Annotated in this window: 14 protein-coding genes; 7 read left to right on the forward strand and 7 right to left on the reverse strand. The window is 68.2% G+C overall.

Annotated features, from left to right (window positions below; genetic code table 11):
* Positions 1–117 precede the first annotated feature (117 nt).
* On the reverse strand, positions 118–534 hold the full coding sequence (gene dksA, locus GGR25_RS19190; RefSeq protein ID WP_183400487.1) for an RNA polymerase-binding protein DksA: 417 nt from the start codon (positions 532–534) through the stop codon (positions 118–120).
* A 389-nt stretch (positions 535–923) separates the two neighbouring features.
* Here dksA and GGR25_RS19195 point away from each other — a divergent pair, with 389 nt between their 5' ends.
* Positions 924–1,373: a hypothetical protein gene (locus GGR25_RS19195; protein WP_183400488.1), complete on the forward strand. Its 450-nt coding sequence runs from the start codon at positions 924–926 to the stop codon at positions 1,371–1,373.
* Between the two features lie 22 nt (positions 1,374–1,395).
* On the opposite strand, the gene GGR25_RS19200 is transcribed toward GGR25_RS19195, so the two are convergent.
* Positions 1,396–1,773 carry a flagellar biosynthesis repressor FlbT gene (locus GGR25_RS19200; RefSeq protein WP_183400489.1) on the reverse strand — a complete coding sequence of 126 codons (378 nt, stop codon included), beginning with the start codon at positions 1,771–1,773 and terminating at the stop codon, positions 1,396–1,398.
* A gap of 239 nt (positions 1,774–2,012) precedes the next feature.
* Between GGR25_RS19200 and GGR25_RS24815 the strand changes: the two genes are divergently transcribed.
* From GGR25_RS24815 to GGR25_RS19220, 4 genes are all read left to right on the forward strand, one after another.
* Positions 2,013–2,534 carry a BA14K family protein gene (locus GGR25_RS24815; protein ID WP_246410049.1) on the forward strand — a complete coding sequence of 174 codons (522 nt, stop codon included), beginning with the start codon at positions 2,013–2,015 and terminating at the stop codon, positions 2,532–2,534.
* Between the two features lie 169 nt (positions 2,535–2,703).
* On the forward strand, positions 2,704–3,252 hold the full coding sequence (locus GGR25_RS19210) for a SixA phosphatase family protein (RefSeq protein ID WP_246410050.1): 549 nt from the start codon (positions 2,704–2,706) through the stop codon (positions 3,250–3,252).
* Positions 3,253–3,291: 39 nt separating this feature from the next.
* Positions 3,292–4,770 (forward strand): YcjX family GTP-binding protein, encoded by a 1,479-nt coding sequence (locus tag GGR25_RS19215; RefSeq protein WP_183400490.1) that lies wholly within the window; start codon positions 3,292–3,294, stop codon positions 4,768–4,770.
* Positions 4,767–5,795, forward strand: a complete 1,029-nt coding sequence (locus GGR25_RS19220; protein WP_183400491.1) for a YcjF family protein — start codon at positions 4,767–4,769, stop codon at positions 5,793–5,795. Before GGR25_RS19215 ends, GGR25_RS19220 begins: the two co-directional genes overlap by 4 nt.
* A 152-nt stretch (positions 5,796–5,947) precedes the next feature.
* Here GGR25_RS19220 and GGR25_RS19225 read toward each other — a convergent pair whose 3' ends face one another.
* On the reverse strand, positions 5,948–6,121 hold the full coding sequence (locus tag GGR25_RS19225; protein ID WP_183400492.1) for a hypothetical protein: 174 nt from the start codon (positions 6,119–6,121) through the stop codon (positions 5,948–5,950).
* A 159-nt stretch (positions 6,122–6,280) separates the two neighbouring features.
* Here GGR25_RS19225 and GGR25_RS19230 point away from each other — a divergent pair, with 159 nt between their 5' ends.
* The gene (locus tag GGR25_RS19230; RefSeq protein WP_183400493.1) at positions 6,281–7,213 is read left to right on the forward strand and encodes a bifunctional helix-turn-helix transcriptional regulator/GNAT family N-acetyltransferase; all 933 of its coding nucleotides are present in this window, start codon (positions 6,281–6,283) and stop codon (positions 7,211–7,213) included.
* 75 nt (positions 7,214–7,288) lie between these two features.
* On the forward strand, positions 7,289–7,594 hold the full coding sequence (locus tag GGR25_RS19235) for a hypothetical protein (RefSeq protein WP_210300025.1): 306 nt from the start codon (positions 7,289–7,291) through the stop codon (positions 7,592–7,594).
* Positions 7,595–7,636: 42 nt separating this feature from the next.
* Here GGR25_RS19235 and GGR25_RS19240 read toward each other — a convergent pair whose 3' ends face one another.
* From GGR25_RS19240 to GGR25_RS19255, 4 genes are all read right to left on the reverse strand, one after another.
* On the reverse strand, positions 7,637–8,665 hold the full coding sequence (locus GGR25_RS19240; protein WP_183400495.1) for an NAD(P)/FAD-dependent oxidoreductase: 1,029 nt from the start codon (positions 8,663–8,665) through the stop codon (positions 7,637–7,639).
* Between the two features lie 115 nt (positions 8,666–8,780).
* Entirely contained in the window at positions 8,781–9,101 is a 321-nt protein-coding gene (locus GGR25_RS19245; RefSeq protein WP_183400496.1) for a 2Fe-2S iron-sulfur cluster-binding protein, read from the reverse strand.
* Between the two features lie 101 nt (positions 9,102–9,202).
* A complete protein-coding gene (locus GGR25_RS19250; protein WP_183400497.1) occupies positions 9,203–9,478 on the reverse strand; it encodes a hypothetical protein in 276 nt (91 codons plus the stop codon).
* 46 nt (positions 9,479–9,524) lie between these two features.
* Positions 9,525–9,806, reverse strand: a complete 282-nt coding sequence (locus GGR25_RS19255; protein ID WP_183400498.1) for a hypothetical protein — start codon at positions 9,804–9,806, stop codon at positions 9,525–9,527.
* Between the last annotated feature and the right edge of the window lie 110 nt (positions 9,807–9,916).

Below are 9,916 nucleotides of genomic sequence, written 5' to 3' on the forward strand. Positions count from 1 at the left end.
TTCGCCACACCGCATGGCCCGTATCCGCGCCTTGGTGGCGGTCTATGGTCTCACCCCTCCCCGGGAGAGGTGACGTTTCGCCAGAGCCGGCGCGCCGCGCCGGCTCTCCATTTCCCACTAGTCGTCGCGATAGACGCGCTCGCGGCGCTCATGCCGCTCCTGCGCCTCAATCGACAGCGTTGCGATCGGGCGGGCGTCCAGCCGCTTCAGGCTGATCGGCTCACCCGTCTCCTCGCAATAACCATAGCTGCCATCGTCGATGCGCTGGAGCGCGGCATCGATCTTGGAAATCAGCTTGCGCTGGCGGTCACGCGCCCGAAGCTCGATGGCCCGATCCGTCTCCGAGGAGGCGCGATCGGCGAGATCGGGATGGTTCTGGTTGTCGTCCTGCAGGTGCTGCAGCGTCTCGCGCGATTCCTTGAGAATGTCTTCCTTCCAGGCGAGGAGCTTCTTACGGAAATACTCCCTTTGCCGCTCGTTCATGAAGGGTTCGGTCTCGGAGGGCCGATACTCTTCAAGAGTATGTAGCGTCATGAACAACCCCTGGGTCGGTGGTTTTGCGGCGCGGAATATAGCGATGCGACCGACTGAGGACAACACCGCTTCCCACCCTGCGAATCACTATGCAGGAAGTGGGCCGGAAGCTGGCGGAACGCCTCCTGAATCGCGCTTAGTCGGCGTCCTATCAGGCCGGTCCGGGGCACCGGCGAGGGTCCGGCCTGGCCCTCTGACCGGCCGCCGAATCGTCGGGCGGCTTGCCCTCGGCGGCGGCGCCGACCATATGCGCAAGGGCGGATGGAAGCCGGCAGAGCGTCGCTGTGGATAGGTTTTGTTAAGCATGACGAATGCTTAATGGAGCATCCGGTTTCAGCGCCGATACGCCGCCCCTGATCCGCCGCGCCCGACAGAACGAGGATGCTCCGGTGCCCCGTCTCGAAGCCAGCTCCGCTCCGATCCCGACAGGTCTGCCGCATGTGCAGGGTCCCGGCGACGCCGAGGCGATCTGCGCGCGCATCGAGGCCACGATGGAGGCACTGCTGCAACTGATCGAGGCAGAGAGCGAATTGTTGCGCTCCGGCCGGATGGTCGCGGCAGCGGCGCTGGAGCCAGCCAAGAACGACTATGCCCGCGCCTATCTCGGCGAGCTCGACCTGCTCCGCACCATCGGCGCGGAGATCGAGGCGCATGTTCCCGGCTCCGTCGAGCGGCTGCGCCGCCGCCACGAGGAATTCGTCTCGGTGCTGCAGATCGATCTGGCGGCGCTCGCCGCTGCGCAGGCCGCCTCCGATCCGCTCGCCCCGAAACCCGGCCGCCGCCGTCCGGCTGCCACGATGCCGCGCGCCGGCTTCTCCGCCGCGCCTGGCGCGTATTAGCGTCCGACCCGTGCAGGAAGCCTCAGGCGGCGCGGCGCGTTTCCGCGTCGATCAGGTGCCGCGCGGCCCGCATCGCCTTGTAGTAGCGGCCTGCCGCGACGAGATCGTCGATCGCCTCGATCATCGGCTTCAGCGTCGGGGAAGAGGCGGCGATCTCGCCGGCGTGGAAGGCGTAGTCGGTCAGGAATCCGCGCGGGCGGCGTGACAGATGCATCGACTGGACGGCGAGATAGAGCCGCTTGGCCGCCGAATCGGCCTCGGCCGGATCGATGATCTCGGTCTCGCGCAGCACGGGCGTATCGCCCTCGATCAGGAGCGTCGCGCGGGCGCCGCCATTGACGAGGACGCAGTCGCCGAGCCGCAATCGTTCGCCCGCCTTCAGTTCAAGTTTGAGAGCCATCAGTCTCGAATCACCATCGCCACCCATGCGAAAGCTAGGGCGCGCTTCGTTAACCGCGCTTCGCCGGAATAGTTAAAATGCCGAATGTTCCGGGCATCGCAGCGTGTTGGCGACCAGTGCGCGACATCTTTCGCAAGCGTGCGGGGCGTGCGCCATATTGTTGCCGGATGCGCGCGCTCATCGGAGGTGGGCGCAGCGGAACGAATCCGGCCGGCACAGTGCCGAAGAGGAAAGACGTTATGAGAAAGAGCTTGATGGGGATCGGGGTTGCGATCGCCGCCCTCGCCGGCACGGCGGGAAGCGCAGCGGCGCAGCAGCAATATTGCGACAGCGTCGCGCGTGACTATGCGAACCAGAATGCCGGCGGCAATGCGCTCGGCGGCGCGGCGGTCGGCGGCGTGCTCGGCGCGGCCGGCGGCGCGCTGCTCGGCGGCATCATCAATGGCAACAAGGGTGCCGGCACGGGCGCGCTGATCGGCGGCGCCGGCGGCGCCATCGTCGGCGGCACGCAGGGCGGTCGCCAGTGGCAGTCGCTCTACGACCAGGTCTTCAACGACTGCATGGCCCGCAGCGCGCGCCCTGTGCCCCCGCCCCCGCCGGGACGCGTGCCGCCGCCGCCGCCCGGCCGCGTACCGCCGCCCGGCGCACCCCCTGCCTGGACGCAGGAGTGGTACCAGTACTGCTCGGCGCGCTATCGCAGCTTCAATCCCAATACGGGCTACTTCATCGCCAAGGGCGGCCAGCAGGTCTTCTGCCGCTAAGGCCACTCGGACCGATCCGGACGGCCCGCGGGTTCGACCGCGGGCCGTTTTCGTGCTAGGAGCGCGTCTTCGCAGATGCGTCCAATTCCTTTGCGGATCGGGCGGCATCGCGGCAAGAATGATGCCGCAAGACCACCCATCGATGCCCTGACGGGAGATGACCTCGACGATGATGCGCCTCCTGTTGCTGCGCCACGCCAAATCGTCCTGGGATGTCTCCGGACAGCCCGATTTCGAGCGGACGCTGGCGCCGCGTGGCCGGCGCGCGGCGCAGATGATCGGCGAGCATCTGGCGACGCATCGCCTGATGCCGGACCGCATCCTCTGCTCGTCGGCACGGCGCACGCGCGAGACGCTAATCGGCATCCTGCCGCTGATCACCAGCGACGTGGACATCCGCGTCACGCGCGATCTCTACGAGGTCGGTCACGACGCCTACATCGACAGCATCTCGGCGCTCGGCGGCGGCGCGCGGACGCTGCTGCTCATCGGCCATAATCCGACGGTGCAGGAGACGGCGCTCGAGCTGATCGGCAATGGCAATCCGGCGCTGCGCGACGAGATCGCCGGCAAGTTCCCGACCGCCGGCCTCGCCGTGATCGATTTCGACATCCACAAATGGTCGGAGCTGCACCCGCGCACGGGCCGCATCGTGGCCTTCTTCCGCCCGCGCGAGCTGGAAGTGGTCGGCGGCGAGCCGCCCTCCGACGACGAATAGGACGCCAGGCATCTACCGCCGCCCGCCCGGCATGCCTACATGCCCGCGGACCGGCAGGGATGGACGCGATTGAATTTCTCCTCGCTTACCGATGAAGCCCGCATCGCGCTCTCGACGCTCGGCGAGCGCGCCGGCGATATCCTCTCGCCTACGGTGCGGCTCGGCGTCACCGGCCTCGCGCGGGCCGGCAAGACGGTCTTCATCACCGCGCTCGTGCACAACCTCGTCCATGGCGGGCGGCTGCCGCTCTTCCGTGCCTATTCGACGGGCCGCATCTCCGACGCCCGCCTCGAGCCCCAGCCGGACGACGACGTGCCGCGATTCGACTATGAGGACCATGTCCGCGCGCTGGTCGAGGAGCGGATCTGGCCGGATTCGACGCGCCGCATCAGCGAGCTGCGCCTCACCATCGCCTATGATTCCGCTTCGTTCCTGCGCCAGCGCTTCGGCTCGGGCACGCTCAATCTCGATATCGTCGATTATCCCGGCGAGTGGCTGCTCGACCTGCCGCTGCTCGGCAAGGATTTCGAGAGCTGGTCGCGCGAGGCACTCGCGCTCGCCCATGATCCGTCCCGCGCCAGCGCGGCGGAACGCTGGCTGGCGCGCCTCGCCACGATCGATCCGGCGGCGCCGGAGGACGATGTCGTCGCCAAGGAGCTCGCCGCGCTCTTCACCGATTATCTGCGCGCCTGCCGCGCCGACGAGAACGCGCTGTCGACGCTGCCGCCCGGCCGCTTCCTCATGCCGGGCGACCTCGACGGCTCGCCGGCGCTGACCTTCTGCCCCCTGCCCGGCGCGCCGGATGCGACGCCGGCCGGCTCGCTCGCGCGCATGATGGGCCGCCGTTTCGAGGCCTATAAGAACGTCGTCGTGAAGCCGTTCTTCCGCGATCATTTCGCCCGGCTCGACCGGCAGATCGTGCTGGTCGACGCGTTGCAGGCGCTGAATGCCGGGCCGGCCGCGGTCGCCGATCTCGGCGCGGCGCTGACCGAGATCCTCTCCTGCTACCGCCCCGGCACGACCTCCTGGCTCGGCAGCCTGCTGACGCGGCGGATCGACCGGATCCTGATCGGCGCGACCAAGGCCGATCATCTCCACCATGCCGACCACGACCGGCTGGAGCGAATCCTCGCCAGCCTGCTCGCCCCCGCGATCGACCGCGCGGCCTCGGCGGGCGCGCGCGTCGAGATCGCGGCGCTCGCCTCGGTGCGCGCCACCAAGGAAGGCATCGTCTCGCATGGCGGCGAGAAGCTGCCCTCGATCATCGGAACGCCGCTCCCCGGCGAGCGCTTCGCCGGCGAAACCTATGATGGCCGCACGGAAATCGCGTTCTTTCCCGGCGACTTGCCGCGCGATCCGGAATCGGTTCGTGAGGTCGGACGCGCCGCGGCGCCGCTCCGCTTCGTCCGCTTCCGCCCACCCGCGCTGGAGCGCACCGCCGAGGGCGTGACGCTGTCGCTGCCGCATATCCGCCTCGACCGGGCGCTCGAATTCCTGATCGGAGATCGCCTGGCATGAGCGCCGACAATCCGCGCCGCCCGGCGGCCTTCCGCCTCGACGATATCCGCGTGACCGACGATCCGGATGCGGCCGACCGCGCCGACGACCGGCCGATCGTGCTGCGCGAGCCGGACGAGGCCGCCATCGAAGCGCAGCTGCCGCAGCCGCGCCGGCCGGCGCGCTGGGCGGACCTCTTCTTCGGCGCCGTCGGAATTCTGGTCTCGCTCGCCATCGGTCTGTGGGTCGACCAGCTGGTGCGCGACCTCTTCGACCGCGCGGAATGGCTCGGCTGGTTCGCGCTGGCGGCTGCGGGCGTCGCTCTCCTCGCCGTGCTCGCCATCGCCATACGCGAAATCGCCGGCCTGGTGCGGCTGCGCCATATCGAGCGGCTGCGGGCGCAAGCCGTGGATGCCGCGGCCCGCGACGACGGCAAGGCGGCGCGTACTGTGGTGCGCGATCTCGTATCGCTCTATGCCGCCCGGCCCGACACGGCGCATGGCCGCGCCGCGCTTGAACGCCACTCCGCCGAGATCATCGACGGGCGCGACCTGATCGCGCTCGGCGAGCATGAACTGATGCGCAATCTCGACGCGGCCGCGCGCACGCTCGTTCTGGCCTCGGCCAAACGGGTGACGGTCGTCACGGCCATCTCGCCGCGCGCCGCCGTCGACGTGATCTTCGTGCTGGTTTCGGCTTTGCGGCTGATCCGCCAGCTCGGCCAACTCTATGGCGGCCGGCCGGGAACGCTCGGCTTCCTCCGCCTCGCGCGCACCGTCATCGCCCATCTCGCAGTGACCGGCGGCATGGCGGCGGGCGATTCCCTCGTGCAGCAGGTGCTCGGCCACGGCATCGCGGCCCGCCTCTCGGCCCGGCTCGGCGAGGGCGTCATCAACGGGATTCTCACGGCCCGCGTCGGCATCGCCGCCATCGATGTCTGCCGCCCGCTCCCCTTCCGGGCCGAGCCGGCGCCTTCGATGACGGATTTCATGGCCGAACTGACGCGGCTCAACGCCGCGACGAAGGGCCGTCCGGTCGGCGATTGAGCCCAAGGCGGGACGGATCGCCATTCGGCCCGGGCCGCGGCGAAAATGGCGGGTTTCCGAGAACCGGAGCGGAGCCTACGTCCCGTAGGTGAGCACCGGAAGCGCAGGGAAGCCCCATTTGCAGCCCGGCATCGGCTGAATGCCGATCTGTCCTAGCGGGGCTTGTTGTCCTGCGAGAGGTGCCGCGCATATTCGCGCTCGCGCTCGTCCCGCTTCTGGATCAGCTCCTCATAGGCGCGCTTCGCGTCCTCGGAGAGCCTCACGGTCTTGGCCGGCGCAGAGCGGCGCGGCTTTTGTTTCTGGTAGCGTTCCTTGTCGTCGGCCATCAATCCATCCCGCTCGCGTTGAGCGGCCAGTCTAGCCGGATCGGTGTACGCGAACGACTCGGCATGCGGGAGTCGCGTCGGTTTGGCGCGGGGGCGTGGCCTGGCCGCAACGCATGCTAATAGTTGACAAAAGCAAGTAGTTCGGCGAGCGTCCGGATCATGCTGGATGTCACGCTGCCCGACGACGCGGTCGACCGCGTCCGCGCCTTCAACCGCCTCTATACAAAGCGGATCGGCGTGCTCGCCGAAACGCTGCTAGGGAGCCCGTTCTCGCTCACCGAGGCACGCATTCTCTATGAGATTGCCGCAGCGCCGGGAACGACGGCGAAGGCGATCGGCACCGCGCTCGGCCTCGATGCGGGGTATCTGAGCCGTCTGCTCGCGCGCTTCGTGCGCGACGGGCTGGTCGAGGCGGTGCGCTCGGATGCCGACGGCCGCAGCCGCGAACTGCGCCTCACCGCCGCCGGCCAGGACGCCTACAGCCGGCTGGAGAACGATTCCCGCCGCTCGGTGGCCGGACTGCTGGATGGCTTGCAGGACGAGGATCGCGCGGCCTTCCTGGCTGCGACGGAGGACATGGCGCGCAGTCTCGGCGCGCCGCTCTCCCCGCCCATGCCGATCGCGATCCGCAGGCATCGCCCCGGCGATCTCGGCTGGATCGTCGAGCGCCACGGCACGGTCTATGCGCGCGAATATGGCTTCGACGGCCGCTTCGAGGCGCTCGTCGCGGACATCGTCGCCGCCTTCCTGAGAGAGAACGATCCCGCGCGCGAGACCTGCCTGATCGCCGAGCGCGATGGCCGCCGGCTCGGCTCGGTCATGGTGGTGCGCGCCGATGACGAGACGGCCAAGCTGCGCCTGCTGCTCGTCGAGCCGGAAGCGCGCGGCGAAGGGCTCGGCCGCCGCCTGCTCGGAGAAAGCATGGCCTTCGCGCGCGAGGCCGGCTACCGCAAGATGGTGCTATGGACCAATGACGTGCTGGTCACGGCACGACGGCTCTACGAGGCGGCGGGCTTTCGCTGCGTCGAGGCCGCCGAGCATACCGATTTCGGGCCACGCCTCATCGGCGAGACCTGGACCCGCACGCTCTGAGATCGCCCCTTCCCGCTCGACAAGCGCCCGGATTCCGTGGAACAGAGGGCGCGCGCATTCACGGGGAGACGCATGATGAAGAACTGCTTCCGGGCCGGTGCTGGCCTCCTTCTCGTCCTCGGCCTCGCGGCCTGCCAGTCGAGCAGCGACATGGTCCCGGCCTCGCAGGCGACGGCCGGTGGCGACCAGACGGGCGAGGCCGCGGCCTGCACGGCACGCATGGCGCAGGCGCTCGGCATCAAGGCGGAGGACGTCACGGTCGGCAATTCGCAACTCAATGCGGATGGATCGCAGACCATGCAGCTGATCGCCGTCCGCGGCGACCGCGCCACCTGCACCGCCGATGCGGCCGGCAAGGTCATCTCGTTCAAGGCCGGCTGAGCGGGCCTGAACGAGCGGGTAGCGCGGGAGATAACCTCGGCGTCAGGCGACGCCGAGCTTCTTCTGCAGGCTGGTCGAGGAGGTGGTGTACTGGAACAGCACCTTCTTGTCAGGGAACACGATGCGGCTCGCGGCCTGCGCCATCAGCGCCGCCTCGTGGAAGCCGGACAGGATCAGCTTCAGCTTGCCGGGATACCAGTTGATATCGCCGATCGAGAAGATGCCGGGCTCGGAGGTCTGGAACTTCTCGGTATCGACGGTGATCAGGTTCTCGTGGAGATTGAGACCCCAGTCGGCGATCGGCCCGAGCTTCATGGTCAGCCCGAAAAAGGGCAGCAGCCGCGTCGCCGGCAGGTGATGGGTCTTGTCATCATTGTCGATGATCTCGACCGCCTCGATCAGGCCGTCGCCCCCCTTCAGCCCCGTCACCTGCCCGAAGACGAGGTTGAGCTTCCCCTCCTCGGCGAGCGCGCGCATCTTGTTGACGCTGTCGGGCGCGGCGCGGAACGCGTCGCGGCGATGCATCAGCGTGACCGAACGGGCGATGGGCTGCAGATTCAGCGTCCAGTCGAGCGCTGAATCGCCGCCGCCGACGATCAGGATGTCGTGGTCACGGAACGCGTCCATCTTGCGCACGGAATAGAAGACCGAACGCCCCTCGAACGCCTCGATGCCGGGAACCGGCGGGCGCTTGGGCTGGAACGATCCGCCGCCGGCTGCGATCACGATCACCTTGGTGAGGAAGACGGTCTCGGCGTCGGTCTGGACGCGGAAGCGGCCGTCTTCGAGACGCTCGAGCGAGACGACCATCTCGCCGAGATGGAAGGTCGGGCTGAACGGCTTGATCTGGGCGAGCAGATTATCGGTTAGCCCCTGCCCCGTGATGATCGGGAAGCCGGGAATGTCGTAGATCGGCTTCTCGGGATAGAGCTCGGCGCACTGGCCGCCGGGTTTGTCCAGGATGTCGATCAGATGGCAGCGCACGTCGAGGAGGCCGAGCTCGAAGACGGCGAACAGGCCAACAGGGCCGGCGCCGACGATGACGACGTCGGTTTCGATCGTTTCGCTCATGGGAAGATCCGTAAATCCTGAGATGCCGCGGCAGCTTTAGCCGCTCACCCCGCCCCTGCAAAGCATCTTTGTTCCACGAGAGCGCATTCCGCCGGCAAAATATTGCCGGCGAGGCTCATCCCTGGCTCTCGGGGACCCGAACCACCAGCCCGTCAAGCGCCGGGCTCACGCGGATCTGGCAGGAAAGGCGCGAGGTCGGCTGCACGTCATGGGCGAAGTCCAGCATGTCCTCTTCCATCGGCTCCGGCTCGCCGGTGGCCTCGACCCAGGCCGGATCGACATAGACATGGCAGGTCGCGCAGGCGCAGGCGCCGCCGCATTCGGCTTCGATGCCGGGCACGGCGTTGCGGACGGCGTTCTCCATGACGGTCGAACCATCCTTCGCCTCAACGACATATTCGGTTCCATCGAAGGCGATATAGGTGATCTTGGCCATGGCCTCTTCAGGCGCTCTCTCGCTGAAATACTGGGCGCAACCTCATAGGCGATTTGCCGCAGCGCCCACAAGAGGAAGGCTTTGAACGGCGGTGCGACCGATTATGCCTCGCCCGGAACGAGGCGACCTGCGGCGAGCATGGCGTCGATCGCCGCGCAGGTCTCGGCGAAGGCCGTTTGATAGCCTCCGCCCGCCGCGCCCTGCCCGGCCTCTTCGGCGGCAAGGGCGAGGCCGCGAGCGCCGATCACCAGCGCGGCACCCTTCACCTTGTGCGCGAGCGCAACGCGGACCGCTGTTGCCTCCATATCGTCGAGGCCGGCCGCCTCGGCAGCGAGCGCGTCCCGGAAGGTGCGCAGCAGGTCGAGCGCCAGCGCCACGTCTCCGCCGGCGTTTGCAAGCAGAAGAGCCGTATCAATCGGCGGATCAGACGGCATCGGATTCGTCGAGGGCGCCCGGCGCGAGCGCGGCAAGACCGGCCGGCGTGAGCTTGCAGATCAGCCAGTCGGGCTTGAGCGGATTGTCGAACCAGGGCGCCGCCCAGGCTCGCTCGATGCAGGAGCGCACGGTGCGTGGATCGATCTCGCGGCCATTGCGATCGAACAGCGGCAGCTTGCCGCCGGGCTCGCGGAGCCCGCGTTCGAGATAGCGACGCTGTGCTGCGGAAGGGCCGCTGCCACGCGGAGATGCACTGCGCTTGACGCCCAAGGAGCTCGCTCCCGATCCGTTCCCGCGACGCTTTCGTCGCCCCGTCCAAGCTGTTGACAGGGAAGGCTTGCAGAGCCGGACTTCCTTGTGCCCTCGCCGTGAATGTGCCA

The organism is Kaistia hirudinis (genome assembly GCF_014196455.1).
Taxonomy (GTDB): Bacteria; Pseudomonadota; Alphaproteobacteria; order Rhizobiales; family Kaistiaceae; genus Kaistia; species Kaistia hirudinis.

Excerpts from the sequence above, each read along its gene's own strand:
- dksA (WP_183400487.1), bottom strand. The coding sequence starts at position 534 with ATGACGCTACATACTCTTGAAGAGTATCGGCCCTCCGAGACCGAACCC.
- GGR25_RS19200 (WP_183400489.1), bottom strand. The coding sequence starts at position 1,773 with ATGGCTCTCAAACTTGAACTGAAGGCGGGCGAACGATTGCGGCTCGGC.
- GGR25_RS24815 (WP_246410049.1), top strand. The coding sequence starts at position 2,013 with ATGAGAAAGAGCTTGATGGGGATCGGGGTTGCGATCGCCGCCCTCGCC.
- GGR25_RS19210 (WP_246410050.1), top strand. The coding sequence starts at position 2,704 with ATGATGCGCCTCCTGTTGCTGCGCCACGCCAAATCGTCCTGGGATGTC.
- GGR25_RS19215 (WP_183400490.1), top strand. The coding sequence starts at position 3,292 with ATGCCCGCGGACCGGCAGGGATGGACGCGATTGAATTTCTCCTCGCTT.
- GGR25_RS19220 (WP_183400491.1), top strand. The coding sequence starts at position 4,767 with ATGAGCGCCGACAATCCGCGCCGCCCGGCGGCCTTCCGCCTCGACGAT.
- GGR25_RS19225 (WP_183400492.1), bottom strand. The coding sequence starts at position 6,121 with ATGGCCGACGACAAGGAACGCTACCAGAAACAAAAGCCGCGCCGCTCT.
- GGR25_RS19230 (WP_183400493.1), top strand. The coding sequence starts at position 6,281 with ATGCTGGATGTCACGCTGCCCGACGACGCGGTCGACCGCGTCCGCGCC.
- GGR25_RS19235 (WP_210300025.1), top strand. The coding sequence starts at position 7,289 with ATGAAGAACTGCTTCCGGGCCGGTGCTGGCCTCCTTCTCGTCCTCGGC.
- GGR25_RS19240 (WP_183400495.1), bottom strand. The coding sequence starts at position 8,665 with ATGAGCGAAACGATCGAAACCGACGTCGTCATCGTCGGCGCCGGCCCT.
- GGR25_RS19245 (WP_183400496.1), bottom strand. The coding sequence starts at position 9,101 with ATGGCCAAGATCACCTATATCGCCTTCGATGGAACCGAATATGTCGTT.